At 68.8% G+C, this 25,706-nt stretch carries 22 protein-coding genes; 16 read left to right on the top strand and 6 right to left on the bottom strand.

Annotated elements, in window-relative coordinates; translation table 11 throughout:
- Positions 1-4: 4 nt before the first annotated feature.
- Together J2X65_RS18290 and phaC are read right to left on the bottom strand one after the other, a co-directional pair.
- Positions 5-814 carry a hypothetical protein gene (locus tag J2X65_RS18290; protein ID WP_310203783.1) on the bottom strand — a complete coding sequence of 270 codons (810 nt, stop codon included), beginning with the start codon at positions 812-814 and terminating at the stop codon, positions 5-7.
- Complete coding sequence (phaC, locus tag J2X65_RS18295; RefSeq protein WP_404977748.1) at positions 811-2,922, bottom strand: class I poly(R)-hydroxyalkanoic acid synthase; 2,112 nt, start codon at positions 2,920-2,922, stop codon at positions 811-813. Before phaC ends, J2X65_RS18290 begins: the two co-directional genes overlap by 4 nt.
- Between phaC and J2X65_RS18300 the strand changes: the two genes are divergently transcribed.
- The 6 genes from J2X65_RS18300 to J2X65_RS18325 all read left to right on the top strand — a co-directional run bounded on the left by J2X65_RS18300 (position 2,882) and on the right by J2X65_RS18325 (position 8,267).
- Positions 2,882-3,400, top strand: a complete 519-nt coding sequence (locus J2X65_RS18300) for a hypothetical protein (RefSeq protein ID WP_310203786.1) — start codon at positions 2,882-2,884, stop codon at positions 3,398-3,400. The genes phaC and J2X65_RS18300 overlap by 41 nt on opposite strands.
- 78 nt (positions 3,401-3,478) lie before the next feature.
- Positions 3,479-3,790 carry a hypothetical protein gene (locus J2X65_RS18305; protein ID WP_310203789.1) on the top strand — a complete coding sequence of 104 codons (312 nt, stop codon included), beginning with the start codon at positions 3,479-3,481 and terminating at the stop codon, positions 3,788-3,790.
- 166 nt (positions 3,791-3,956) lie between these two features.
- The gene (locus J2X65_RS18310; protein ID WP_310203791.1) at positions 3,957-5,174 is read left to right on the top strand and encodes an LL-diaminopimelate aminotransferase; all 1,218 of its coding nucleotides are present in this window, start codon (positions 3,957-3,959) and stop codon (positions 5,172-5,174) included.
- Positions 5,175-5,231: 57 nt separating this feature from the next.
- Entirely contained in the window at positions 5,232-6,551 is a 1,320-nt protein-coding gene (locus tag J2X65_RS18315) for a homoserine dehydrogenase (protein ID WP_310203794.1), read from the top strand.
- An 11-nt stretch (positions 6,552-6,562) separates the two neighbouring features.
- The gene (gene glpX / locus J2X65_RS18320; RefSeq protein ID WP_310203797.1) at positions 6,563-7,558 is read left to right on the top strand and encodes a class II fructose-bisphosphatase; all 996 of its coding nucleotides are present in this window, start codon (positions 6,563-6,565) and stop codon (positions 7,556-7,558) included.
- A 367-nt stretch (positions 7,559-7,925) separates the two neighbouring features.
- Positions 7,926-8,267, top strand: a complete 342-nt coding sequence (locus tag J2X65_RS18325; RefSeq protein WP_310203800.1) for a hypothetical protein — start codon at positions 7,926-7,928, stop codon at positions 8,265-8,267.
- 76 nt (positions 8,268-8,343) lie between these two features.
- Here the strand turns inward: J2X65_RS18325 and J2X65_RS18330 are convergent, their stop codons facing one another.
- A complete protein-coding gene (locus J2X65_RS18330; protein WP_310203803.1) occupies positions 8,344-9,090 on the bottom strand; it encodes a DUF3750 domain-containing protein in 747 nt (248 codons plus the stop codon).
- A 153-nt stretch (positions 9,091-9,243) separates the two neighbouring features.
- On the opposite strand from J2X65_RS18330, the gene J2X65_RS18335 reads away from it, so the two are divergent.
- From J2X65_RS18335 to J2X65_RS18375, 9 genes are all read left to right on the top strand, one after another.
- The gene (locus J2X65_RS18335; protein WP_310203806.1) at positions 9,244-10,578 is read left to right on the top strand and encodes an Nramp family divalent metal transporter; all 1,335 of its coding nucleotides are present in this window, start codon (positions 9,244-9,246) and stop codon (positions 10,576-10,578) included.
- A gap of 110 nt (positions 10,579-10,688) precedes the next feature.
- Entirely contained in the window at positions 10,689-12,074 is a 1,386-nt protein-coding gene (locus J2X65_RS18340) for a malonyl-CoA decarboxylase (protein WP_310203809.1), read from the top strand.
- Positions 12,075-12,193: 119 nt separating this feature from the next.
- Positions 12,194-13,270 carry a sensor domain-containing diguanylate cyclase gene (locus J2X65_RS18345; protein ID WP_310203812.1) on the top strand — a complete coding sequence of 359 codons (1,077 nt, stop codon included), beginning with the start codon at positions 12,194-12,196 and terminating at the stop codon, positions 13,268-13,270.
- A 72-nt stretch (positions 13,271-13,342) separates the two neighbouring features.
- Entirely contained in the window at positions 13,343-14,590 is a 1,248-nt protein-coding gene (locus J2X65_RS18350) for a cyclopropane-fatty-acyl-phospholipid synthase family protein (RefSeq protein WP_310203815.1), read from the top strand.
- Between the two features lie 69 nt (positions 14,591-14,659).
- On the top strand, positions 14,660-15,214 hold the full coding sequence (locus tag J2X65_RS18355; protein ID WP_310203817.1) for a biliverdin-producing heme oxygenase: 555 nt from the start codon (positions 14,660-14,662) through the stop codon (positions 15,212-15,214).
- A complete protein-coding gene (locus J2X65_RS18360; RefSeq protein WP_310203819.1) occupies positions 15,201-17,759 on the top strand; it encodes an HWE histidine kinase domain-containing protein in 2,559 nt (852 codons plus the stop codon). The genes J2X65_RS18355 and J2X65_RS18360 overlap by 14 nt, the downstream gene beginning before the upstream one ends.
- Before the next feature lie 335 nt (positions 17,760-18,094).
- The gene (locus J2X65_RS18365; protein WP_310203822.1) at positions 18,095-19,663 is read left to right on the top strand and encodes a 2-isopropylmalate synthase; all 1,569 of its coding nucleotides are present in this window, start codon (positions 18,095-18,097) and stop codon (positions 19,661-19,663) included.
- A gap of 106 nt (positions 19,664-19,769) precedes the next feature.
- Positions 19,770-20,234, top strand: a complete 465-nt coding sequence (locus J2X65_RS18370) for a transposase (RefSeq protein ID WP_310203825.1) — start codon at positions 19,770-19,772, stop codon at positions 20,232-20,234.
- Positions 20,183-21,022: a transposase gene (locus tag J2X65_RS18375; protein ID WP_310203828.1), complete on the top strand. Its 840-nt coding sequence runs from the start codon at positions 20,183-20,185 to the stop codon at positions 21,020-21,022. The genes J2X65_RS18370 and J2X65_RS18375 overlap by 52 nt, the downstream gene beginning before the upstream one ends.
- A gap of 270 nt (positions 21,023-21,292) precedes the next feature.
- On the opposite strand, the gene J2X65_RS18385 is transcribed toward J2X65_RS18375, so the two are convergent.
- Positions 21,293-23,113, bottom strand: a complete 1,821-nt coding sequence (locus tag J2X65_RS18385; RefSeq protein ID WP_310203830.1) for a DUF6600 domain-containing protein — start codon at positions 23,111-23,113, stop codon at positions 21,293-21,295.
- A gap of 456 nt (positions 23,114-23,569) precedes the next feature.
- On the opposite strand from J2X65_RS18385, the gene J2X65_RS18390 reads away from it, so the two are divergent.
- Entirely contained in the window at positions 23,570-24,295 is a 726-nt protein-coding gene (locus J2X65_RS18390) for a DUF930 domain-containing protein (RefSeq protein ID WP_310203834.1), read from the top strand.
- Positions 24,296-24,298: 3 nt separating this feature from the next.
- Here J2X65_RS18390 and J2X65_RS18395 read toward each other — a convergent pair whose 3' ends face one another.
- Positions 24,299-25,108 carry an aminotransferase class IV gene (locus tag J2X65_RS18395; protein ID WP_310203836.1) on the bottom strand — a complete coding sequence of 270 codons (810 nt, stop codon included), beginning with the start codon at positions 25,106-25,108 and terminating at the stop codon, positions 24,299-24,301.
- Positions 25,105-25,689 carry an aminodeoxychorismate/anthranilate synthase component II gene (locus J2X65_RS18400; protein WP_310203839.1) on the bottom strand — a complete coding sequence of 195 codons (585 nt, stop codon included), beginning with the start codon at positions 25,687-25,689 and terminating at the stop codon, positions 25,105-25,107. Before J2X65_RS18400 ends, J2X65_RS18395 begins: the two co-directional genes overlap by 4 nt.
- Positions 25,690-25,706: the final 17 nt, after the last annotated feature.

Raw genomic sequence — 25,706 nt, forward strand, 5'->3', positions numbered from 1 at the left:
CCGCTCAGGGCGCCGGGCGGGCGGCGTAGCGGGGCGTGAGCGCCGCGCCGTCCCACCGCCAACTGCCCCAGCAGGCGGCGCCGGGCGCGGCATCCTTGCACTGGCTGCGGTCGACCCAGATGTCGAGCGTCGTGCGATCGGTGCCCTGCACCAGCGTGGGCCGGCTGCCGCGCAGCTTCAACGGCGCGTAGCCGGCACTCGACAGGCTGACGGAGATGTCGCAGCCGTCATTGGCGCAATAGGCGGTAGCGGCGCCGTCGCAGCGCAGGTTCTGTGCGTTGAGCAGATAGTCGGGCCGGCCGTCATGGTCGAGATCGGTGCTCATCATCTCCGGCCAGGCATTGCTCTTCAGCTCGCCGCCCGCCGCCCGACACTGCGCGAAGAGGCCGGCGACCTCGTCCATCACCGGCTGCGGTGCCGGCGCGGCGGGAGCGGGACCGGCATCCGCCTGACGGGTGACATTGGTGATGGCGGCGGCGATCTGCTGCTTCAGCGCCGCGTTGCGCTGGCGGTAGAGCGGGGCGAGGCAGCCCACCTCGGCGCCGCATGCCGCCCGCGACGCCAGGAAGGCGCGCGCCTCGTCGCGCCGCGCGCCATTGGCGCCCATCATCAGCTGGAAGCGACTATAGCTGAACCACAGCGCGCCCATCTCGCTGTCGAGGGCCGACAAAGCGGGGTCGGCGCAGACGGCGCGCTCGTCCGGTGTCTGCGCCTTGCCGCAGTCGAAGCTCGCGGCGTTAGCCGGGGCCGGCGCGAAGGCGGCCACCAGAGTCGCGAAAAGGCCGAGGCCGCCGGCCAGGACGGCCGATGTCACGCCTTCACCTTCACATAGCTGCCCGGCGCGTCCTCGATGGGCGCGAACACGCCGCCGCCCGGCTCGCGCGCCGGCACCCGCTGGGCGTCCTGCGCCTCCAGCCAGGCCAGCCAGTCCGGCCACCAGGAACCCGGATGCATCTCGGCGGCGGCGATCCATGCCTCCAGGCTGCCGGCCGGCGCGTCGCCGGTCCAGTACTGGTACTTGGCCCGCGCCGGCGGGTTGATCACCCCGGCAATGTGGCCGGAACCGGCGAGCACGAACCGCGTCGGCGCGCCGAACAGCTGGAGCCCGTTGAACACCGACACCGCCGGGGCGATGTGATCCTCGCGCGTTGCCAGGCTGTAGGTCGGGATCGCCACCCGACCGAGATCGAGCCTGTGGCCGTCCAGCGTCAGATGGCCGGTGGCGAATTTGTTGTCGAGGTAGCAGTTGCGCAGGTAGAACGAATGGTTGGCGCGCGGCAGCCGCGTCGAATCCGCGTTCCAGTAGAGGATGTCGAAGGGGAAGGGCGCCTGCCCCTTCAGGTAGTTGTTCACCACATAGGGCCAGATCAGGTCGTTGGCGCGCAGCATGTTGAAGGCGTTGGCCATCACACGGCCGTCCATGATGCCGGATTCGAGCATGCGCCGCTCCAGCACCGCCACCTGCTCCTCGTCGATGAACACCTTCAGGTCGCCGGCATGGGTGAAGTCGACCTGGGTGGTCAGGTAGGTCGCCGAGCGGATCCCGGCCTCCTTGCCGGCGGCGGCGAGCCAGGCCAGCGTCATGGCGAGCATGGTGCCGCCGACGCAATAGCCCACCGCGTGCACCTGCTCGGCATCGGCGGCGCGACGGGCGACCTCGATCGCCGTGAGCACGCCGTCGTGCATGTAGTCCTCGAAACCCTTGTCGGCGAGGGCCGGGGAGGGGTTGACCCAGGAGATGATGAACACCGTCAGGCCCTGGGCCACCGCCCAGCGGACGAAGGATTTTTCCGGGTTGAGGTCGAGTACGTAGAACTTGTTGATCCAGGGCGGCACGATCACCACCGGCACCTTCAGCACGGTCTCGGTGGCGGGGCTGTACTGTATGAGCTGCATCAGCTCGTTCTGGAAGATCACCTTGCCGGGGGTGACGGCGAGGTTGACGCCGACCTTGAACTTCGAGTTGTCGGTCTGGCGGATCTTCAGTTCGCCGTCGCCGGCCTCGATGTCCTCGGCCAGCATCTTCATGCCGCGTACCAGGTTCTCGCCGTTGGAGGCGAGGGTGGCGCGCAGCAGCTCGGGATTGGTGAAGACGAAGTTCGACGGCGACACCGCGCTGGCGATCTGCCGCACGTAGAACTCGGCCTTGTGCTTGGTGTGCTTGTCGATCTCGGCATCCTCGACCAGCTTCTCCGCCCAGTTGGCGGTGAGCAGATAGGTCTGCTTCAGCGCGTCGAAGAAGGGATTGGTCGTCCATTCCGGATCGACGAAGCGCCCGTCGCGTGCCGGCGGCTGGGCGATGGGGGCGACCTCTTCGCCGGCCAGCCGCTTGAGCGTCGAGGACCACAGCGAGAGGTAGCCGCCGATCAGCCGCGACTGCACGTCGACGGTGCGCTGGGGATCGGTCAGCCAATATTCGGCCACGTGGCCGAGCGTCTTCATGACGTCGGCGACCTCTTCGGCGATGTCGTCCTTCACCCGGCCTTCCTCGCGCGGGCGCAGATAGGCGGCCATCGCCTTGCCGCCCTCCTCGACGAGGCGGGCAAGATTGCCGGCAAAGGTTTCGAAGTCGACCGGGCCCGGCGCGGGCGGGTTGGGGCGCTCCGCCGTGCGGGGAGCCGGGGTGGGGGCGGAAGCCGGAGCCGGCTGCGGCGGCACGGCGACATTCACGGTGAGGCCGGCGGCGATCTCGGGCTCGGGCCGGCGGACGCTCCGCGCATGGCTGGCGGCCGAACGCGTCTGCGACACCCGGCGCGGACGGGGAAGGGGAGCGGGGACGACCGGCGCCGCCGCCTCGGCCAACGGCTTGCGGGTCGCGGTGCGGGAGGGCGCAGGTTCCGCGCCCCCCGCCTTGGTCGCCGCGTCCTTGGTCGCCGCGGGCTTGAGCGTCGCGCTCCTGGACGTCGCGTTCTTCGACGTCACGCTCTTAGCTGTCACAGCCGCGGGCGGCGCGGCCTTCGGCGCCGCCGACTTGGCCGCGGTCCCTTTGGCGGGCGAAACCTTGGGCGCGGGCGTCGTGTCGACTTTGCCGGCTGTCGCGCCCCCGCGCCTGGCCGCCTGCGCCTTGGCAGGAGTCGCGCCGCTACCGGCCTTCGACGGCGCCTGCGCGGTCTTGGCGGATACCCGCTTGGCCGATGCCGGGCCAGTGGCCGGCCCGGCCGCCTTCGGGGCGCGCTGCGTCGTCGCATCGGTGGCCGCCGGCTGGCTCGCGCCTGCCGCCGCGCCGGCCGGCACTTTGCCCGGCTTCTTCGGGGCGGCGGTCTTCGAGGAAGAGGGAGCGGCGGTTTCCGTCGAGGTTTCGTCGGTGGCGGTGGAGCGCGCGGCGGTGCGCCGCTGGCTGGTGGAACGGTCGGTGTTTCGGTTACTCACCGCTTGTCCCCGCGGGTGCGTGCGTTCATAGGTGAGGGCATCATAGACGCGACGCCCGGTTCGAGCGAGAGCCTAGCGCGGAGTCGATGACAGTTCGGGAAACAGGGACATGACGCGCCACCTCGCCCTTCCGCTGAAATCTCCCGCCCGCGCGCGCCCGCTCGCTGGCGCGGCGCTTTGTCTCGGCCTCGGTCTCGGCCTTGCCGGCTGCGCCGCCCCCAGCTTGCCCAAGACCAACGTGCCCGACCAGAAGCTCGCCTATCCCAGCTTCGGCGCTCCGGCGCAGATCGGCACCCGGCCGGTGATGGATCCCGCCGCCCAGGCGAAGACGCAGTCGAGCCTGGAGGGCATGGCCCGCAACCATGCCGACCAGATGGAGCAGCAGATCAATCAGGGCGGTGACCTGAACACCGGCCAGTGACAGCTGCATAAAAGGGGGCCGCCAAGAACTCCGTTACCGATTGATTCACCACGCTTGCGCCACCATCGCTTGTCATGCCTCCTGGGATGGGCGTGGTGAAAATGATAGAAACGCCCGTTGTGTCGCGCCGTTGAGAGGAAAACGGCCGGCTTGGAGCTTGAGACCGATGACCGATTTCCACCGTATCCGCCGGCTGCCGCCCTATGTGTTCGAGCAGGTCAACCGTGTGAAGGCTGCCGCCCGCAACGCCGGCGCCGACATCGTGGATCTCGGCATGGGCAATCCGGACCTCGACGCTCCCGCCCATGTGGTCGAGAAGCTGAAGGATACCATCGGCAAGCCCCGCACCGACCGCTATTCCGCCTCCAAGGGCATTCCCGGCCTGCGCCGCGCACAGGCCGCCTATTACGAGCGCCGCTTCGGCGTGAAGGTGAACCCCGATACCCAGGTGGTCGCCACGTTGGGCTCGAAGGAAGGTTTCGCCAACATGGCGCAGGCGATCACCGCGCCCGGTGACGTGATCCTGGTGCCGAACCCGTCCTATCCGATCCATGCCTTCGGCTTCCTGATGGCGGGGGCGGCGATCCGCTCGGTGCCGTGCGAGCCGGGGCCGGAATTCTTCCGTGCGCTGGAGCGCGCGGTGGCCCATTCGATTCCCTCGCCGCTGGCGCTGGTGCTCTGCTATCCCTCGAACCCGACCGCCTGCGTCGCCGATCTCGATTTCTACCGCGACGTCGTGGCCTTCGCGAAGAAGCACGACCTGATCGTGCTCTCCGATCTCGCCTATTCCGAGGTGTATTTCGACGGCGATCCGCCGCCCTCGGTGCTGCAGGTGCCGGGCGCGATGGATGTGACGGTCGAATTCACCTCCATGTCGAAGACCTTCTCCATGGCCGGCTGGCGCATGGGCTTCGCGGTCGGCAATGAACGCCTCATCGCCGCGCTCGCCCGCGTGAAGTCCTATCTCGACTATGGCGCCTATACGCCGATCCAGGTCGCGGCCGCGGCGGCGCTCAACGGTCCGCAGGAGTGCATCGCGGAGATGCGCTCGGTGTACCGCAAGCGCCGCGACGCGCTGGTCGACAGCTTCGGCAAGGCCGGCTGGGAGATTCCCTCGCCGAGCGCCTCGATGTTCGCCTGGGCGCCGATTCCGGAAAAATTCCGCAACCTCGGTAGCCTGGAATTCTCCAAGCTGCTGATCGAGAAGGCGGATGTCGCGGTGGCGCCGGGCGTCGGCTTCGGCGAACACGGCGACGACTATGTCCGCATCGCGCTTGTGGAGAACGAGCAGCGCATCCGCCAGGCCGCGCGCAATGTCCGCCGCTTCCTTGAAACGGGCGCGGAAACATTGCACAACGTCGTGCCGCTCGCCGCGGCGCGTTGAGTGCCCGTTTATTGCGGGCCGGCGCTGTTCTTTTGTTTTTGATGTTCGGATAGTTTGATGGCGCCGCCGCTTAAAATTGGCATCGCCGGCCTGGGTACGGTCGGAGCGGGCGTCATGCGTATGCTTGCCCGTCGCAATGACGAGATCGCCGCGCGCTGTGGGCGCGCGGTCGAGGTCGTGGCGGTCAGTGCGCGTGACCGCTCGCGTAACCGCGAGTGCGATCTCTCCTCGGTTCGCTGGGCGGAAAGCCCGGTGGCGCTCGCTCGCGATCCCGGCATCGACGTCTTCGTCGAGTTGATCGGCGGCTCGGATGGCGCCGCCCGCGAGGCGGTCGCCGCGGCGCTGGAAGCCGACAAGCCGGTGGTCACCGCCAACAAGGCGCTTCTGGCCCATCACGGCGTCGCCCTCGCGGCGCTGGCCGAGCAGAACGGCGCCGGCATCCATTTCGAGGCGGCGGTCGCCGGCGGCATCCCGATCGTCAAGACGCTGCGCGAGGCGTTGCTGGGCAACCGCATGGCGCGCGTCTCCGGCATCCTCAACGGCACCTGCAACTACATCCTCACGAAGATGCACGAGGAGGGGCTGTCCTTCGAGGCCTGCCTCGACGAGGCCCAGCAACTCGGCTACGCCGAGGCCGACCCGACCTTCGACGTCGACGGCTTCGATACCGCCCATAAGCTCGCCTTGCTGGCGACGCTGGCCTTCGGCGTGCAGCCGGATCCCGGCGCCATCCATGTCGAGGGCATCCGCTCGATCACCCTGGCCGACCTCGATGCCGCCGACGAGCTCGGCTATCGGGTGAAGCTGCTCGGCGTCGCCGCCCGTGCCGGCGACGAGGTGGAGCTGCGGGTCCACCCGACCATGGTGCCCAAACATTGGCCAATCGCGCAGGTCTCCGGCGTCACCAATGCGGTGGCGGTGGACGGCGACGCGGTGGCGCTCACCCTGGTCGGTCCCGGCGCCGGCGGCGATGCCACCGCCTCGGCGGTGGTCGGCGACCTCTGCGATCTTGCGGCGGCGCGGGTCAGCCGGCCCTTCGGCTGGCCGGTCGCGCGGTTGCGTCCGGCCGGCAAGCCCGCCATACAGCGCCATGAAGGCGGCTACTACATCCGCCTCGCCGCCGTCGATCGGCCCGGAACGGCGGCAGCCATTGCCCGTCATATGGCCGAGCGGAATATTTCGCTCGAGTCCATAATGCAGCATCGGCGTGGTCGACCGCATGGCGGCGACCGGGCCGAGAGCGCTGGGGGGCCTGCGCCGGTGGTGCTGATTACCTATGCGACGACGGAAGAGGCGGTGCGCCGCGCCATCGACGCCATCGAGGCGGATGGCGTGATCACGTCGCCGCCGCAGGTTATTCGGATCGAGAAGGATTGAGGGCTGGGACGATGGCGGAAATCACGGTCAAACCGGATCAGGCGCTTGAGCGCATCCTGACGCTGGAGCTGGTGCGCGTTACCGAGCGGGCGGCGGTCGCCTCCGCGAGCCTGCGCGGGCGCGGCGACGAGAAGGCCGCCGACAAGGCGGCGGTCGACGCCATGCGGCGCGAGCTCAACCGCCTGCCGATCGCCGGCCGTATCGTCATCGGCGAGGGCGAGCGCGACGAAGCGCCGATGCTGTTCATCGGCGAGGAACTGGGCACCGGCAAGGGCCCGGCGGTGGACATCGCCGTCGACCCGCTGGAAGGCACCACGCTGTGCGCCAAGAACATGCCCGGCTCCATCGCGGTGATGGCGATGGCCGAGGGCGGTACCATGCTCTACGCGCCCGACGTCTACATGGACAAGATCGCCATCGGCCCCGGCTATGCCGCCGGCACGATCGACATCGATGCCAGCCCGGTCGACAACATCCACTCGCTGGCCAAGGCCAAGGGCGTGAAGCCGTCGGAGATCAACGCGCTGATCCTCGATCGTCCGCGCCATGCCGCGATCATCGAGGCGGTGCGCAAGACCGGCGCCTCGGTGCAGCTGATCACCGACGGCGACGTGGCCGGCGTCATCCACACCGCCGATCCGGACGAGACCGGCGTCGACATCTATCTCGGCACCGGCGGAGCGCCGGAAGGGGTGCTGGCGGCGGCGGCGCTGCGCTGCATCGGCGGCCAGATGTTCACCCGCCTCATCCTCGACACCGAGGAGAAGCGTGAGCGCGCCAAGAAGATGGGCGTCTCCGACCCGAAGAAGATCTACACCATCCACGACATGGTGCAGGGCGACTGCCTGTTCGCGGCGACCGGCGTGACGACCGGCAACCTGCTCAAGGGCGTGAAGTACCGCGGCGACGTTGTGGAGACCCAGACCGTGGTCATGCGCTCCGCTTCCGGCACGGTGCGCTGGATCTCGGCCGAGCATCGCGACCTGTCGAAGTTCCATCTCGACTGACGGCCGTTGCATGCGACATTCGGCGAGGGGCGCGGCGACGCGCCCCTTTGCTTTTGCAGCTGCAGCGCGTCGGCCCGGTCATGGCCGGGATACGCGCTGGCGAGCCGGCGATTCAGGGATTGGCGTTCGCGCCCGTCCAACCGGGGCAGGGCACGGCAATGTCGGCCTCGTCTTTCCGGCGCCGGTGCTTGGCCTTCAACAGCACGCGCGGGCGGAGCGTGGAAGCGCTGCGTTTTTCATTCCCGCGATGCGACGCCGCGGCAATCGGAAAATCTGGCGCTTTGGAACTCGGCCGGTGTGTTGTATACCAGATGCCGCAGACCAGCATTCCACGAGGATGCAAAGACGTTCGCAAAGGGAAACACCCATGTCCGCCCCCCATTCCGCGCTGCCCGCCTTCCTGAAGCAGGTGACCGACCTCATCAATGCCGACAAGTATGAGGAGGTCGGCCAGGCTTTCGCCGCCTTCGTGAAGGAGCACCCCACCACCCGCTATCTCGCTTCCGAGCCGATTCCCTTCAAGGTGAATGTCCGCCTGTCCGCGAAGTACGGTTCCTCGGCGACATCGACCTTCACCCTGCGCCACACCACCTGGGCGGAAGACCTGAAGCGCTCGCTGTCGGACGGCGCCGGCGCCTTCGCCGCACTCGCCGGCAAATATGATGCCGAGGTGGCCGAGGTCGCCAAGACGGTGAAGAAGGTCGCGTGAGCCTTCGCGGGCGCCGGCACGGCCGGCGTCCGCTCTTCCCGGCCGGCGGGCTTGCGCCGGTCGAGGATGTCCGGCGCTACAGCCCGATCCGCCCGAAGCCGGGCAGCTTGATGCCCGGCCGGCGCAGATCGAGCCCGGCGACCGCACCCAGCACGTTGATCTCCACGCCCTCCACCCAGGCCAGGGTCAGCCCGGCATAACCGCCGAGGCTCGCCGTCACGCCGGTGCCCGAGGGCGCCCAGTCGAGCCAGCGTCCGTCGACCGGAAAGTCCTTGCCGATGGCGTTGGAGGGCAGGGCGGCCTGCAGCTCCGGCACCTGCCGCACCACATGGGCAATGAAGGTGTTGGAGTTCGGCCCCGGCCAGATCACATAATCCCCCATGCCGGCAAAGGGATAGTCGGCGATCGCCGCCTTCACCTTCGGGATCAGCGCCGCGGCTGCCGCGCCAGTGGCCTCGGCCACCAGCTCCGGCGTGTTGCCGTACCACTTTCCGTCCGGCGGGAAACGGTTATGGCGAACGGGCGCGCCGGAATAGCCCATCACGTCGTAACGCTGATAGGCGGCCGCGCCGGCTTCCTTGTAAACCACCCAGCAATGCACCGCGAAAATGCTGCGCCAGCCGCCGACCGGGGCGCAATAGACGCGCACCATCGCTTCCGGCATTTGCGGCGCGGCGGGCAGGGTGCCGGTACTCGACCAATCGGCGGAGCGCCAGCCGAGCGAGAGATCGGAGGTCTGCCATGTCACCAGCGCATGCGCGGCGAGCGGCAGGGCGAAGAACAGCAAAAGGCCGAGGCGGACGAAACGGGTAGCGCGCAACATGGCGCACAATGTGCGCGGACCGGGGGCAAAATCCAGAGCCGGCAAGGCTGCTGGCGAAATCGTGTTCGCACGATGCTCGGCGCGGCGCCGGTTGACAGCGTTGCGAATGAATCGCATTTTTCTTGCGACTGAGTTGCAAGAGCGGATGAAATCATGTTGGACAGCCTTTCCCCGGGTGGGTGGCGCCGCGAACGCGGGGATCCCGCCCTGTCGGAGGTGCATGGCTCCATAGCGGTGCCCAAGCGGGTCGGGCTGCGCCGTGTGCTCGCCTTCATCGGGCCGGGCTATCTGGTGGCCACCGGCTATATGGATCCGGGCAACTGGGCGACTTCGCTCGCCGGCGGCTCCAAGTTCGGTTATGCGCTGCTCACCGTGGCGCTGCTTTCCAATATGATCGCCATCCTGCTGCAGGCCCTGTGCTCGCGGCTCGGTGTCGCCTCGGGACGCGATCTCGCCCAGGCCTGCCGCGACGCCTTTCCCCGTCCCGTCGCCCTCGTGCTGTGGATCCTCGCCGAGGCGGCCATCTGCGCCACCGATCTCGCCGAGGTGATCGGCACCGCCATCGGCCTCAACCTGCTGTTCGGCCTGCCGCTGGAAATCGGCGTGATCCTCACCGCGCTCGACGTGTTCCTGATCCTGTGGCTGCAGACTCTCGGCTTCCGCTGGGTGGAGGCGATGGTGATCGGCATGCTGGCGGTCATCGCCGCTTGCTTCGGCGTGCAGATCGCGCTTGCCGATCCGAACTGGGGCGAGGTGATCCGCGGCTTCGCACCCACCGCCGACATCGTGCGCAATCCGGAGATGCTCTATCTGGCGCTCGGCATCCTCGGCGCCACGGTGATGCCGCACAATCTGTATCTGCACTCGGCCATCGTGCAGACCCGCCGGCACGACGGCACGCTGGAGGGCAAGCGCGAGGCGATCAGATACGCCACCTGGGACTCGACAATCGCGCTGATGTTCGCGCTGACCATCAACGCCTCTATCCTCATCCTCGCCGCCTCCGCCTTCCATGCCGGCGGCGCGGAGGAGGTGGCCGATCTCGGCAAGGCGCACGAGCTGCTCAACCCGCTGCTCGGCAGCGCGCTGGCGCCGACGCTGTTCGCCGTGGCGCTCCTGTGCTGCGGCCTCAATTCGACGGTGACGGCCACCATCGCCGGCCAGGCGGTGATGGAGGGCTTCCTCAATTTCCGGCTCGCGCCCTGGCTGCGGCGGCTGATCACCCGCGCCATCGCCATCGTGCCCGCCTCCATCGTCACCATCGCCTATGGCGAGCAGGGCGCCGGCTCACTGCTGATCCTCAGCCAGGTGGTGCTGAGCCTGCAACTGCCCTTCGCCATCGTGCCGCTGATCATGTTCACCGCCGATCGGCGCAAGATGGGCGCGCTGGTGGCGCCGCGCTGGCAAATCATCCTGGCGGTGCTGGCGGCGACGCTGATCATCACCCTCAACATGAAGCTGCTGTTCGATTTCGTGACGGGCTCGTGATCGACCCGCCGAAAGGCCGTCTTGCGCCCGCCGCGAGGTGAGCGTCTCATGAAAAACTGATAGGGTAGCCGCGTCGCCTCCGGGCGATGCGGGGGTCCCGTGGGGGAGCCATGAGCGACACGACAAGCTTTTTCGGTGACCTGCTCGGCACCATCGCCGAGCGCGGGCGGGCGCTACTGGACCTCGGGCGCGAGCGTCGCCCGGTCGGTGCGGTCCGGGCGGCCAGCGTGGTGTCCCTGTGCGAGCAGCTGCTGTCCGGGCGTGGCGAGGCGTCGGGGGTGGCGCTCGCCAGCGAAATCCTGATCGCCTATGGCGCCCTCAAGAGCGGCGAGCGCATCGCCTTTTTCGAGGCGCTGGCCGGCACCTTCGGCCCGGACGCGGCGCGGCTGGAAAAGGCCGTCGCCGCCTATGCCGCCAAGCCTTCCACCGCCACGGCGAGCGAACTGCACCAGGCGAGCGAGCCCCGGCGGCAGGAACTCATCCGCCGGCTGAATCTGGCGCCCGGTGCCACGGCGCGCCTGGTCGGCATGCGGGCCGATCTCCTCGCCAGCCTGGCGCGGCGCCGCGACCTCGCCGAGGTCGACCGCGACTTCACCCATCTCTTCGCGTCCTGGTTCAATCGGGGGTTTCTCGTGCTGCGCCGGATCGACTGGTCGACACCCGCCAATGTGCTCGAAAAGATCATCCGCTACGAAGCCGTGCACGAGATTCGCGACTGGAACGATCTGCGTGCCCGCGTCGACAGTCCGGACCGGCGCTGCTACGCCTTCTTCCATCCCACCCTGATCGACGAGCCGCTGATCTTCGTCGAGGTGGCGCTGATGAAGGATATCCCGGCGGGGATCGCGCCGGTGCTGGCGGAGAAGCGCGCCCATCTCGATCCCGCCAAGGCCAGCGTGGCGGTGTTCTATTCCATCTCCAACACCCAGGCCGGGCTCGGCGGGGTGAGCTTCGGCAATTTCCTCATCAAGCAGGTGGTGGAGGAAATCTCGCGCGAGTTGCCGAACCTCAAGACCTTCGTCACGCTGTCGCCGGTGCCGACCTTCCGCGGCTGGCTGGAAGCCGAGCGGGCCGCCGAACACTCCGCCGTGCTCACCGCCGAGGACCGGACGGCGCTGGCGGCGCTCGATGCGCCCGGCCTGGCCGAGGACCCGGCGCGCCAGGCGATGCTGCGGCCGGTACTGACGGCGCTCGCCGCGCATTATTTGCTGATCGCCCGCTCGCCGAAGGGGCGTCCGCTCGATCCGGTGGCGCGCTTCCATCTCGGCAATGGCGCAAGGCTCGAGCGCCTCAACCCGTTCGGCGACCTGTCGGCGAAGGGAATGCGGCAGGCTGCCGGGCTGATGGTGAACTATCGCTACATCGCCGACGACATCGAGGCCAATCACGAGGCCTTCTTCGACAAGGCGCAGATCGTGGCGAGCCCGGCGGTGCGCAAATCGCTGCGCGCCGAAGCCCAGCAAAAGGCGCTGGCGGTGCGGGAGACGGCGAGCTAGCGCCGGCGCCCGGCACGATTGTCGACCACGTTTGTCAACGGAGCCATTTCCCGCTAGAGAATCGTGACCATCTTGTGGACGTCGGATCGACGATGCGGAAGCAACAGAATTCGTCACCGATGGATGAAGGTGCGCTTCTGCTTGCCGAGTTGCGCCGCCGTCTCGGCCCCGGCGCCGAAGCGGGCTCCGAGCGGCTTCTGCTGCGGCTGGAGCGGCTGCTGGCCGAGCGTGCCCGTCACCTTCACGATTGTGACTCCGCCCTGGCGCGTTACCGCAAGATGTATGAACGCTCCTCCAGCCTCGCCAAGATCGGGGTCTGGGAATGCGATCTCGCCATCCAGGAACTCAGCTGGACCGACGGTGTCTACGACATATTCGGCCTGCCGCGCGGCTGCCGGGTCACGCGCGAGATGGTGCTGGCGCTCTATGCCGACGACTCGCGGCGGGAGATGGAGCGCCTCAGGGAGAAGGCGATCCGCGAGGCCGGCAGCTTCACCCTCGACATCAGGGTGCGCAACCTGGACGGCGCGTCGCGCTGGGTCCGGCTTTCCGCCGATGTCGAGTGCGAGAACGGCCGCCCGGTACGGATTTTCGGCACCAAGCAGGACATCACGCTCGAGAAGGAGCTGTGGGACCGCATGCGGGCCCTCGCCGAGTGCGATCCGCTGACAGGCGTCGCCAACCGCAAGGTGTTCGAAGAGCGTCTGGCCGCGTCGCTTGCCGCGGCTCCGGGGCCGGAGGCGCTGACGGCGCTGGTGCTGGTGGATATTGACGGCTTCAAGCACGTCAACGACACCCTCGGTCACGCGGCCGGTGACGAGTGCCTGCGGCAGACGGCGCGGCGGCTGGGGGCGGCCTTCGGGGCCGCCAGCCTGACGGCACGGATCGGCGGCGACGAGTTCGCGGTGCTGTCGTTCGGTGCCGGCGATGTCGCGTGCATCGAGAGCCGGGCCGCCGAGGCGATCGTCCATGTGAGTCAGCCGATCGCGTGGATGGGAGAGGCCCTCACCGTCACCGCCTCGATCGGCATTGCCGGGGCCATGGCGGCCGATATCGGCGCCGCCCAATTGTTCGCCCAGGCCGACCATGCGCTTTACGCGGCGAAGGCGGCGGGCAGGAACACGTTTCGCCGGTTTGCCGCCCCGGCTTTGCGCCCGCGCATGGGCGTGCGAACCGGCAGCGCGACATTGACCTGACAGCAAGCTGTGCTTGACAGGCCCGGCCGGCCCATGCCCGATGCCGCCAGTTTTCTCCGTCGGGCCTCGCGCATGTTCCTTCTTCCGCATCTCCTCAAGCGTTTCGTCGATAAGGGCCGGCTCGTCGTCATCGACGAGAAGGGCACCCAGCACAGCTTCGGCTCGGGGAAGGACGGGCCCAGCGTCACCATGCGCCTGCACGACGGCAAGCTCGACCGCGAGCTGTTCCTCAATCCCGAGCTGGTGATGGCCGAGGCCTATATGGATGGCCGGCTCACCTTCGAGAGCGGTTCGACCGTCTACGATTTCCTCTATCTGTTCTCGATCAACCGCAAGGGCCTCGCCGCCCATCCGGTGCAGCAGGCGATGCGGCGCTCCTGGCGGGCGCTGAAGCGCTGGCATCAGGCCAATGCGCTCGGCAAGGCGGCGAAGAACGCCCAAAGCCATTATGACAACCCGCCGGAGTTCTACCGGCTGTGGCTCGACAGCCAGATGATCTATTCCTGCGCCTATTTCCCGACGCCCGAGGCGTCGCTGGAAGAGGCGCAGCAGGCCAAGCTGCGCCACATCGCCGCCAAGCTGCAGCTGCGGCCCGGCATGCGGGTGGCGGAAATCGGCTCGGGCTGGGGGGCGCTCGCCATCTATCTGGCCAAGCTGGGCGCCCATGTCACCGCCATCAACGTCGCCACCGAGCAGCTCGCCGAATCGAAGAAGCGCGCGGCGGAAGCGGGTGTGCTCGACCGCATCACCTTCTTCGAGCGCGACTATCGCGAACTGACCGGCACCTATGACCGCGTGGTGTCGGTCGGCATGATGGAGCATGTCGGCGTCAATCACTTCGACGACTACTTCGACACGGTGAAGCGCCTGCTGGTGCCCGGCGGCTATGCGATGATCCACGCCATCGGCCGCATGTCGCCGCCCGGCTCCACCGCGCCGTTCATCCGCAAATACATTTTCCCCGGCGGCTATGTGCCGGCGATGTCGGAAGTGTTCGCCTCGCTGGAGCGCACCAATATGTGGGTGGGCGACTGCGAGATGCTGCGCCTGCACTATTACTGGACCATTCGCCACTGGCGGCTGAACTTCGAAGCCAAGCGGCCGGAGGTGGTGGCGATGATGGGCGAGCGTTTCGCGCGGATGTGGGAGTTCTATCTGGTGGCGGTCGAGCTCGGCTTCCTCAACGGCTCGAACATGGTCTACCAGCTGCTGCTCGCCAATGAGCGCGACGCGGTGCCGGTGATCCGCGATTTCATTACCGACGACGAGCGCGCGCTGGCGAGGGCGGAGGATTTGCCGGCGGCAGCGGGAACCGTTTGACGGCTGGGGCGTTCTTTTGGGAATGCCCACCCCCGGGCCGTCCTGCCCGCCCTCACATTGCGTTTGCCGATGCTTCATGAATCCCGGCGGCACAGGCTGCGCGCCCTGACCAAAGACGCCCACGCCGAGCTTGACGCCAGCGTAGGCGGCTTCGATACGCCGGTCGATTATGTCCGCTATCTCAAGGGACAATATCTATTCCGGCACGCCATCGAGGCCGGGCTTGCCCGGGTGGCGTGGCCGGCGGCCTTTGACGATTGGCGCTGCCGGCCGCTGGCGCCGCTGCTGAGCGCCGATCTCGCCGATCTGGACATCGTGCCGCCGCCGGTTCCGCCGGCCTTTGTGGTGGCGCCGGCTGATCTGCTCGGCGTTCTCTATGTGCTGGAAGGGTCCAGTCTAGGCGCTCGCGTGCTGCATCGCCGGGCGCGTGACATCGGCTTTGACGGCCGGTTTGGAGCCCGCCATCTCGCCGCGCAGGCGGAGGATCGCAACAGCTGGCCGGCATTCCTCGTTATTCTTGAGGCCTTCGAGCCGTTTGAGATGGAGCGCACCGTGAATGCTTCGCTCGCCGCTTTCGCGGCGGCCGGCGCTGCCTTCGAAAGGCCGGTCGATGTCGTCGCCTGAGGTGGTCGATCTTACCAATTGCGATCGCGAACCGATCCACATCCCCGGCAGCACCCAGCCGCATGGCTGTCTGGTGGTGAGTGCATTGGAGGACGGCCGGCTGCTGCGCTGGTCGTCCAATGCGCCGGCTTTCCTCGTTTCCGGCGAGGCGATGCAGGGGCGCCGGCTGGCCGAACTGGTCGGCGAGGATGCCGCCGCGCGCATCGGTGCGGTGCTGGCCGATACGCGGGAAGGAATGCCGCCACGGCTGATGTTCGGCGTTGCGACCGACTCCGGCGCGCGTTTCGACGTTGCGGTGCATCGTTCCGGCGGTGCCGGCGTGGTGGAATTCGAGCGGCATTCCGACGAGCACGGGCCGGCGCTCGACATCGCCCGCACCATGATCGCCCAAATCGCCAACGAGATCTCGGTCGAGGAACTGCTGACGCAGACCCCTCGCGTAGTGCGCGAGGCGCTCGGCTATGACCGGGTGATGGTCTATCGCTTCGCGCAGGACGGCGCCGGGCAGGTGGTCGGCGAGGCCAGGGCGGAGGAGCTGGAGAGTTTTCTCGGCCAGTGGTTTCCCGCCAGCGACATCCCGCAGCAGGCGCGCGAACTCTACAAGCGCAACATCATCCGCGTTATCGGCAATGCGGGGGGCGAGCGCTGCAGCCTGGTGCCGGAGCATGACGATCATGGACGACCGCTCGACCTGTCGCACGCGCATCTGCGCTCGGTGTCGCCGATCCATCTTGAATATCTGCGCAATATGGGGGTGGCTGCCTCCATGTCGATCTCGGTGCTGGTCGATGGCGCGCTGTGGGGGCTGATCGCCTGCCATCACTATTCGCCGCGGGTGCTGCCGATGGCGCAGCGCGCGGCAGCGGAGATGTTCGGCGCGTTCTTCGCGCTGCATCTGCACGCGCTGAAGCAGAAGCGCACGCTGGAGGTCGCCACCGCCGCGCGCGGCGCCCTCGACCGCTTCCTGCGGCTGGCCTCGCATCATGCCGATGTCGGCGAACTGCTGCGCGCCAATATCGAGGAGTTCGCCGCGCTGATGCCCTGCGACGGCGTCGGCCTGTGGCTCGGCGGCGAGTGGACCGCGCATGGCTCGGTCCCGCCCGCCTCGGCAATGCCGGAGCTGGCGGCCTTTCTCGGCGGGCAGGTGCAGGGCCGGGTGTGGTCCAGCGATTCTCTGGTCGAGCTGTGGCCGCCGGCGGAATCGTTCTGGGAAACGGCCGTCGGCGTGCTCGCCCTGCCGCTGTCGCAGCTGCCGCGCGACTATCTTCTGTTCTTCCGCCGCGAGATCGTGCAGACCCTCGCCTGGGCCGGCCGGCCGGAGAAGCACTACGAGACCGGGCCGCATGGCGACCGGCTCACCCCGCGCAAGAGTTTCGCGATCTGGAAGGAGACGGTGCGCCGTCGCGCCAGCCCGTGGACCGACGCCGACCGCGAGATCGCCGAGGCGGCGCGCTCGGCGTTGGTCGAGATCGTGCTGCGCCACAATGAGCTGATGGCGGAGGAACGCGACAAGGCCGACACCCGCCAGCGCCTGCTCAACGAGGAACTGAACCACCGGGTGAAGAACATTCTCGCGGTGATCAAGTCGCTGGTGGAGCATTCGGTGCAGGACGGGCGCACCGTGCAGGATTATGTCGCCTCGCTGCGCGGGCGCATCCAGGCGCTGGCTCTGGCGCATGACCAGGTGGTGCGCGGCGCCGGCGGCGGCGCGCTGGTCGATCTCCTGCGCGCCGAGCTCTCGCCCTATGAGGGTGCCGCCAGCCGCACCAGCCTGGGCGGGCCGATGATCTGGCTCGACGCCCGCGCCTTCTCGGTCATGGCGCTGGTGCTGCATGAGCTGTCCACCAATGCGGCGAAGTATGGCGCCTTTTCGCGCCCCGGCGGGCATGTCGAGGTGCGCTGGAGCGTCGATGCCGCCGGCGACTGCGAGATTCTCTGGCGCGAGCGCGGCGGCCCGCCGGTCGCCCGCCCCGGACGCAGCGGCTTCGGCACCGCCCTGATCGAGCGCAGCATCCCCTATGATCTCGGCGGCGAGAGCGAGATGCGCTACGAGGCGAGCGGCTTTTCCGCCCGGCTCAAGCTGCCGGCGCGCCACATCGCCACCAGCGAGATCGGCGCGGAGGACTGGAGCGACGGTTCCGCCGCGGCGGCCGCGGAGCCGGTTTCCCTCGCCGACGCCGCGGTGCTGCTGGTCGAGGATCAGATGATCATCGCCATGGACGTCGAGTTCATGATGAACGACGCCGGCATCACCCGGATCACCACCGCCGCCTCGGCCGCGGACGCGCTACGCAAGCTGAAGGACGCCACGCCGGACATTGCGGTGCTCGACGTCAATCTCGGCTCGGGCACCTCGGCGCCGGTGGCGGAGGAGCTGGGACGCCGCGGCGTGCCCTTCGTGTTCGCCACCGGCTATGGCGACCGCTCGATGATCCCCCCGGACAGCGGCCATGCCCGCGTCCTCGCCAAGCCCTATGACCGCGATACGCTGATCGCGGCACTGCGCGAGCTCTATGGCGCCAGGGGGCAGCCGCCTGCCCGATGAGCCACGCGACGGCAGCGGCGGGAGCGGGAGGTAGAGAGGGCTTGCCAGCCCCGGCCTGTTTCCATTATGACGAAACCCAAGAGCAACCTCGCGAGAGCCGAGCCGTGACGATGTCGTCCGCCCGCTGCACTTCCGCGACCCCGGCCGCCAAGCGGTTTGCGGGGAACGCTCTGATTCTGTCCGGCCTGCTTCTTCTTAGCCGCCCCTGAGGGCCGGCCGGGCTGCGTGCCTGGGCGCTCAGGGGATGACGCCCGAATCGCCTCGACACCGAAATTCCGAGCCGCCGCCGTGTCCCCGAGGGGCCGCCGGCTCGTGCGTCCAGAAGGAAGAACGCCATGTCCGATATCGCCCATGATCGCGTCGTCATCTTCGACACCACGCTGCGCGACGGCGAGCAGTGCCCCGGCGCCTCGATGACCTTCGAGGAGAAGCTGGAGGTTGCCGATCTGCTCGACGAGATGGGCGTCGACATCATCGAGGCGGGCTTTCCCATCGCCTCCAACGGCGATTTCGAGAGCGTCGCCGAGATCGCCCGCCGCACCAAGCGCGCGGTGGTCGCCGGCCTCGCCCGCGCCATCCCCGCCGATATCGCCCGCGCCGGCGAGGCGGTGAAGCCGGCGCAGCGCCCGCGCATCCACACCTTCGTCTCCACCTCGCCGATCCATCTGGAACATCAGATGCGCAAGACGCAGGATCAGGTGATCGACATCATCTCCGCCACGGTGACGCAGGCCCGCAACCTCGTCGCGGATGTCGAGTGGTCGGCGATGGACGCCACCCGCACGCCGATCGACTATCTGTCCCGCTGCGTCGAGACGGCGGTGAAGGCCGGCGCCACCACCATCAACCTGCCCGACACGGTCGGCTATGCCACGCCCTCCGAATATGAGGCGATGTTCCGGCAGGTGCGCGCCTATATCCAGGAGCGCGTCGCCGATGCGGAGCGCATCGTGTTCTCCGCCCATTGCCACGACGATCTCGGCCTCGCGGTCGCCAATTCGCTGGCGGCGCTGGCCGGCGGCGCGCGGCAGATCGAATGCACCATAAACGGCCTCGGCGAGCGGGCCGGCAATGCGGCGCTGGAAGAGGTGGTCATGGCCATCCGCACCCGCCGCGACGTGCTCCCCTTCGAGACCGGCATCGAGGCGGGCATGCTGACCCGCGCCTCCAAGATGGTGTCGGCGGTGACCTCGTTCCCGGTGCAGTACAACAAGGCGATCGTCGGCCGGAACGCCTTTGCCCATGAGAGCGGCATCCACCAGGACGGCATGCTGAAGAACAACACCACCTACGAGATCATGACGCCGGAAAGCGTCGGCGTTTCCAAGACCTCGCTGGTGATGGGCAAGCATTCCGGCCGCGCCGCCTTCCGCGACAAGCTGAAGGCGCTCGGCTACGAGCTGGGCGAGAACGCGCTGAACGACGCCTTCGCCCGGTTCAAGGATTTGGCCGACCGCAAGAAGGTCGTCTATGACGAGGACATCGAGGCGCTGGTCGATCAGGGCATCGCGGTGGCGCATGACCGGATGAAGCTGGTGTCGCTGTCGGTGATCGCCGGCAGCCACGGCCCGCAGCGTGCCACCATGAAGATGGAGGTCGATGGCCGCGTCACCACCGAGGAGGTGGAGGGCAACGGCCCGGTCGACGCCACCTTCAACTGCATCAAGGCGATCGTGCCGCATTCGGCCAAGCTGGCGCTCTACCAGGTGCACGCGGTGACCGAGGGCACGGACGCGCAGGCCGAGGTGTCGGTGCGGCTGGAGGACGGCGACAAGGCGGTCACCGGGCGCGGCTCCGATCCCGATACGCTGGTCGCCTCGGCGCAGGCCTATATCATCGCGCTCAACAAGCTGCAGTCCAAGCGCCAGAGCCTGAACGCGCAGGCCAGCCCGGCGGCGGAGTGAAGCGTCCGCCGGTGCGATAGCGGAAGCCCCCGCCCGTTTGCAGGCTGTGTGGAAAGCTTTGCGGTTCAGCTAGGATGGCCGCCTCGGGAACGGGGCGGCCATTTTCATGGGCTATATCGTCGGCGAGGATCGGGAGCGGGCGTCACTTCTGCCGTCGCGGGTTGAGGACTACGTGGCGTCGGATGCTGCGGTTCGGGTGATTGACGCCTTTGTCGCCGGTCTTGCTCTTGCGGCGCTGGGCTTTGTGCGTGCGTCTCCGGCGTCGACGGGGCGTCCCGGCTATGATCCGCGTGACCTTCTGAAGCTCTATGTCTGGGGCTATTTCAACGAGGTCCGCTCGTCGCGCCGACTGGAGCGAGCCTGCCGGCGCGATGTCGAGGCGATATGGCTGGCGCGAAGGCTCGCCCCCGACTTCAAGACGATCGCCGATTTCCGCCGCGACAACGGCCCCGCCCTCGTCGGCGCGTGCCGGGCCTTTGTGCTTTGTGCCGGGAAGCAGGCCTGTTTGCGGCCCGGCTGGTGGCGCCGGACGGCTCGAAGTTCCGCGCCGCCGCCAGCCCGAAGAGGGTGATCGGCCGCCGGGAGATCGCGGATGAAGCGGCGCGCCTCGACGGCACGATCGCCGCCTATCTGGCAGGTCTCGATGAAGCTGACGCGGCCGAACCCGACGATGCACCCGAGGCGGTCGAAACAGCGCTCGCCGCGCTCCATGCGCGCCGTCGCGAACTCGACCGGATGGCCGCGAGGCTGGATGCGCAAGAACGCAACACGCTGGTCGAAGGCGAAGAGGATGCCCGGCCGATGGGCTATGCCGGCGGTCCCAAGCCGCCGTCCTACAATGTACAGGCCGCCGTCGACGCCGATACGGGCCTGATCGTGCATCATGAGGTCACCGACGCGCCGACCGACCGACGCCAGCTTCATCCGATGGCCAGCGCCACGAAAGAGAGCCTCGGCCTCGACGCCCTGACGGTCGTGGCCGACAAAGGCTTCGACAATGGCGAGCATGCCGGCGCCTGCGAGCGCGACGGCATCGTCGCCGGCGTGCCCTCGCAGCGCTCGATCACCAATCAGGGCGACGGCGCGCTCCTTGACCGCACCGCTTTCGCCTACGATCCCGCGACCGATACGCTTGCCTGCCCGGCGGGCCGCACGCTCATGCGCAAGCAGCTTCATCGCAGGAAGCGCAACGTCACTTACGTCTCGCAGGACGGCTCCGGTTGCGCGCTCAAGCCGGCCTGCACCACCGCCGGCCTGCACCACCGCCGGCCTGCACCACCGCCGGACGGCGCACCGTCAAGCGCCACCTCGACGACGATGCGCTCAACCGCATGGACGCCCGTGCCACGCCACAGATGATGAAAGCCAGGCGATGTGCCGTCGAGCATCCCTTCGGCACCATCAAGCGCATGACGGCGGGTGGGCGCTTCCTGACCAGGAACCTAAGGGAACCAGAACCGAAATGGCCCTTTCGATCCTCGCCTATAACATCCTGCGAGCCATCAACATCAAAACCGCCACAGCCTGAAACCAAACAGGCCCCGGCATTGCCGGAGCCTCAAATCAGTTTCCACACAGCCTCCGTGAGGGCCAGGGTTTTTCGTGGCGCGCCGTGGTCTCCGCCGCGGTCTATTCGTTGGGCTGCGGCAGCTTGCGTTGCGGCTTGCCGTCGCCGCCTCCCCCGCCGCCCTGTTGCTGCGGCGGCGGCCCGCGCCGCTGCTCCTGCTGCTGGCGCTGCTGATCGGCCTGCTGGCGGCGCTGCTCCATCTGCTGGCGGCGTTGGTCCTGCTGCTGCCTCTGCTGGTCGGCCTGCTGGCGGCGCTGCTCGATCTGCTGGCGGCGCTGGTCCTGCTGCTGCCTCTGCTGGTCGGCCTGCTGGCGGCGTTGCTCCATCTGCTGGCGGCGCTGGTCCTGCTGCTGCCTCTGCTGGTCGGCCTGCTGGCGGCGTTGCTCCATCTGTTGACGGCGCTGGTCCTGCTGCTGCCTCTGCTGGTCGGCTTGCTGCCGGCGTTGCTCGATCTGCTGGCGTTGCTGGTCCTGCTGCCGTTGGCGCTGCTGGTCGGCCTGCTGGCGGCGTTGCTCGATCTGCTGGCGCTGCCGGTCCTGCTCGGCGCGCCGGCGCTCGATCTCCTGCTGCTGCTGGTTGCCGCGTGCCGCGTCCGGCCGCGGGTCCGGCGGCATGCCGGGCCGCGGCGCGCCACCGGCGCCCGGCGGCATGGCCGGACGGGCACCAGGGGGCATGCCGGGACGGGCGCCGGGTCCGGCATCGGGGCGTGCGTTCACCCGTTCCGCCCGCGCGCGCTGCTCGGCGCGAATGCGATCCACCTGCTGGCGGCGCTGTTCCGCCGCCTGCCGCCGCTCCCGCTCCAGCGTGTCGGCGCGTGAATCCGCCTCGCGGCGCAGCTCGCGGATCCGGTCGGCGCGTTCGCGCTCGATTCGGTCGATATCGCGGCGGTAACCGTCGGGGTCGCCATAGCGGCGCTGGCGCAGCTCGCGCCGCTGTTCCGGCTCCAGCGCACCCAGAAGGGCTGCCGAAGGCGCAAACAGCCCGGGCTGGCCGCGGTCGCCGGGATCATCGCGGACATATTGCCGGATCAGCGGCCGGCGGTCCGGATCGATGCGGCGCTCATAGCGGGGCGGCGGGGCCAGCCGGTCGCCAAAGGCGATGAACGGCGCGAAGATGCCCAGCCGGCCGGCGTCGTAGAACAGCTCGTCCTGGCGATCGACATAGATCACCTCGCGCGACACGATGCGCTCGCGGATCGGCGGCCCGTACACGTCGGCGCCGAAGCCGCGATTGACGTAATAGCCGTCGTCCCAGCTCGGCTCGTAATAATCCGGCGCGGCCTGCAGGTAGACGCCGATGGCGGGGATCGGTGCGACATAGGGCGAGAGGTCCTCCTCGCCCATGTAGCGGTCCTCGACGAAAACCCAGCTCTCGGCGACCGGCGCGCTGTACTGGGTGGCGCGTCCCACGGCATAACCGGGGCGATCGGGGGCGATCGGCGCCCAGCCGGTGCGTCCGCCGCCACGGCGCCAGGTTACCCAGGCCGGCGCCCAGGTGTCGCCCGGCACCCAAAACCAGCCATAGGCGGGATCATAGCCCCAGCGGCCGTAGTGATAGGTGGCCCAGCCGAAGGGCTCGTAGGATTCCCAGTACCAGCCATAGGCATCGGTCCACACCCAGCGCCCTTCCTGATAGGGGCGCCAGCCCGGGGCGACATTGGAGGGAATGAACACGTACTGGTAATCGGGGTGCTCGACCCACGAGCCGTAATCGCCCAGCTGGTCATAGAACACATTGACGTCGAGGCTCGCCCCGCCCGGCGGCGGTCCGGCCGGCGCGGCGGCCGGCGGGGGCGTTTGGGCGATAGCCGACGGCACGGCGGCGGTGGAGAGCAGGCTCGCGGCCAGGCCCATGGCGAGCAAAGGGCGGCGGAGACGAAGCATGTTGGTACCCCGTAAACTCGGTCTTCAAGTTACGTTTCAACGCTGGCCGATCAAAAAGGTTTCAACTGAGAAAGAAGTGTCTACGTTTTCTATCGGGATGTGCTTGTTGGCGTGAAGATAATGTCGAAAACATGTCTGTGTAATAATTGGCTATGCGGCGACGCCTGCCGTGTTTCGCTGCGTCGAAGGTCCGGAGATTGAAAAACAAGTTGGGCGCGAAGGTGCTGCCGCGCGCTGCCGGGCCCGTGCGCAGGCGGGGAGGGCCTGTCGGTGCTCTCATGGTCGACGCCCGGCGCGCCCGACAGATCGAAATTCTGGAGGTTGCCGCGATAGTCCGGCAGCGCCAATGTCGGCGGAGCTGGCGCCGGGCCAACTCCGCTCCGGCTGCCTGCCATAATCCTGCCCGCCGGGTCGGGAATGGCTGGCTGCATCGGAGATTTGCATGGCGCTGCCCGCATGACGTCGGCCCCGCGCGTCGAGCTGAGCGCGCTGGATGCGTTGCGCCCGCACCCGGCGCGGAAGCGGCGCGGCGAGGGCGCGGCACGCCTCGCCGGTGCGCTGGCGCTGCATCTGGCGGCGCTCGCGGCGGCGCTGATGGTTGCCGCCGCGCCGTTCGTCGATCGGCAGGAGGGACCGGCAATCGAGACCGAGGTGATCAGCGCCCGCGATTTCGATGCCCTGCGCGGCGTCGCGCCGGCGCCCTCCGGTCCGCCGCCCGCCGCCGCCGCGCCGGAGGTCCCGGCCACGCCGTCCGCCGGCCCGCCGCCTCCCGCCGCCGTGCCGGCGAAGCCCGACGACATGATCCGCCCCACCCGCATGCTGTCGGCGCAGGTGCTGGCCGATCCGCACAGCCGGGCGACGCGGCGGGCGCTGGCGACCTTGGCGGAGGAGGAGCGCATCGCCCAGCTCTGCGATCTGGAGGCGATGGAGCAGATCCATGCCTGGCGGCCCGGCTACCAGCCCGACCGGCTGGTCGACTATGCCCGTGCCGACACCCGCAGGCGCGGCAACAGCCTGATCGCCGGCGGCGGTGCCTTTCGCAGCGGCCTGAAATGGTACGAGGTGTCGTTCTCCTGCGAGCTCGACGGCAGCCTGCGCCAGGTGGTGGGCTTCGCCTTCAAGGTCGGCGCGCCGATCCCGCGCCAGGACTGGACGGCACTGTCCTTGCCGGCGGTACACTGAACCTCAGTGCGGCGTCAGCGCCACCCTGCATTCGGCGGCGACGCGCCGCCCCAGCTCGTCCATCAGCGTTCCGATCAGCGCCGAGCCGTCCGCCAGCGGGGTGCCGTCCAGCGCCGTCGCCGGGCGCAGGAAGCGCACGCTGTTGCTGAGGAACACCGCCTCGGCGCCGCCGAGCTCGGCCGGCGCCAGCGGGCGCTCTTCCACCGCGAGGCCGAGCTCGGGGGCGATCTCGCACACCAGCCCGCGCACGATGCCCGGCAGGCAGCCCTCGGCGAGGCCGGGCGTCACCAGCCGGCCGCCGATCACCGCGAAGACATTGGCGATGGTGGTGCAGGCGACCCGTCCGCGGGTGTTCAGCAGCAGCGCGTCGTCCGCCCCGGCCTGCGCCGCCTCGCGGGCGGCGAGGATGGCGTCGAGATAGCCGATCGCCTTGAGAGTGGCGGTGGGCGAGAGGTCGTTGCGCCGGCCGCTGGCGGTGACGAGGCGCACCTTCTGGCCTAGCAGCGCCGGGCTCCACGGCGCCGCCGTCACCACCACGGTCGGCGCGCCGACGCTGGCCGGCCAGAGGCCGCGGGCGGCGGTGCCGCGTGTCACCGTGGTGCGCAGGATGCTGGGCGCCGGCGTCAGCGCCGCCTCGATCGCCGCCTCGATCCCGGCGCGCTCCACGGCGATGCCGATGGCGTCGCAGGCGGCCAGCAGCCGTTCGACGTGCCGCCCGCGGGCGAACACCGTGCCGCCCAGCGCCAGGGCGGTGTCGAACACCCCGTCGCCGAGCGTGAAGCCGCGATCCTCGACGCTGACGCTTTCGGTCATGCCGCGACCTTGGCGCCCGCCAGCGTGAGGAAATTCTCCATCAGCCGGTAGCCGTGCTCGGTCAGCACCGATTCCGGGTGGAACTGCACGCCATAGGTCGGGTGCGCGCAGTGGGCGAGGCCCATGATCTCGCCATCGTCGCTCCAGGCCGTGGCCGTAAGCGGCCCGGCCGGGTCGAGCTCCACCGCCAGCGAATGGTAGCGCCCGGCGGCAAAGGGGGAGGGCAGGCCGGCGAACACGTCGGTGCCGAGATGGCGGATAGCCGAAGGGCGCCCGTGCATCGGCTGCTTCGCGGCCACGACCCGGCCGCCCAGCGCCTGGGCGATGCATTGGTGGCCGAGGCAGATGCCAAGGATCGGCACCTTGCCGGAAAGCTGCCGGATCGCCTCCAGCGATACCCCGGCCTCGTCGGGCGCGCAGGGGCCGGGCGAGATCACCAGTGCCTCGAGATCGGCCCGCGCCGCCAGCGCCCCGGCGCCCACCGCGTCGTTGCGCAGCACCTCCACCTCGGCGCCGAGTTCGACGAGATAGCGCGCCACGTTGAAGGCGAAGCTGTCGTAATTGTCGATCAGGACGATCATGCCGTCGCTCCCAACGT

The sequence above is a fragment of the Ancylobacter sp. 3268 genome (genome assembly GCF_031456575.1).
Lineage (GTDB): Bacteria > Pseudomonadota > Alphaproteobacteria > Rhizobiales > Xanthobacteraceae > Ancylobacter.

Coding starts and splice junctions, on each gene's coding strand:
- J2X65_RS18335 (WP_310203806.1), top strand. CDS start 9,244: ATGTTGGACAGCCTTTCCCCGGGTGGGTGGCGCCGCGAACGCGGGGAT.
- J2X65_RS18345 (WP_310203812.1), top strand. CDS start 12,194: ATGGATGAAGGTGCGCTTCTGCTTGCCGAGTTGCGCCGCCGTCTCGGC.
- glpX (WP_310203797.1), top strand. CDS start 6,563: ATGGCGGAAATCACGGTCAAACCGGATCAGGCGCTTGAGCGCATCCTG.
- J2X65_RS18370 (WP_310203825.1), top strand. CDS start 19,770: ATGGGCTATATCGTCGGCGAGGATCGGGAGCGGGCGTCACTTCTGCCG.
- J2X65_RS18315 (WP_310203794.1), top strand. CDS start 5,232: ATGGCGCCGCCGCTTAAAATTGGCATCGCCGGCCTGGGTACGGTCGGA.
- J2X65_RS18385 (WP_310203830.1), bottom strand. CDS start 23,113: ATGCTTCGTCTCCGCCGCCCTTTGCTCGCCATGGGCCTGGCCGCGAGC.
- J2X65_RS18355 (WP_310203817.1), top strand. CDS start 14,660: ATGCTTCATGAATCCCGGCGGCACAGGCTGCGCGCCCTGACCAAAGAC.
- J2X65_RS18340 (WP_310203809.1), top strand. CDS start 10,689: ATGAGCGACACGACAAGCTTTTTCGGTGACCTGCTCGGCACCATCGCC.
- J2X65_RS18310 (WP_310203791.1), top strand. CDS start 3,957: ATGACCGATTTCCACCGTATCCGCCGGCTGCCGCCCTATGTGTTCGAG.
- J2X65_RS18400 (WP_310203839.1), bottom strand. CDS start 25,689: ATGATCGTCCTGATCGACAATTACGACAGCTTCGCCTTCAACGTGGCG.
- J2X65_RS18390 (WP_310203834.1), top strand. CDS start 23,570: ATGACGTCGGCCCCGCGCGTCGAGCTGAGCGCGCTGGATGCGTTGCGC.
- J2X65_RS18365 (WP_310203822.1), top strand. CDS start 18,095: ATGTCCGATATCGCCCATGATCGCGTCGTCATCTTCGACACCACGCTG.
- J2X65_RS18305 (WP_310203789.1), top strand. CDS start 3,479: ATGACGCGCCACCTCGCCCTTCCGCTGAAATCTCCCGCCCGCGCGCGC.
- J2X65_RS18330 (WP_310203803.1), bottom strand. CDS start 9,090: ATGTTGCGCGCTACCCGTTTCGTCCGCCTCGGCCTTTTGCTGTTCTTC.
- J2X65_RS18350 (WP_310203815.1), top strand. CDS start 13,343: ATGTTCCTTCTTCCGCATCTCCTCAAGCGTTTCGTCGATAAGGGCCGG.
- J2X65_RS18325 (WP_310203800.1), top strand. CDS start 7,926: ATGTCCGCCCCCCATTCCGCGCTGCCCGCCTTCCTGAAGCAGGTGACC.
- J2X65_RS18395 (WP_310203836.1), bottom strand. CDS start 25,108: ATGACCGAAAGCGTCAGCGTCGAGGATCGCGGCTTCACGCTCGGCGAC.
- J2X65_RS18360 (WP_310203819.1), top strand. CDS start 15,201: ATGTCGTCGCCTGAGGTGGTCGATCTTACCAATTGCGATCGCGAACCG.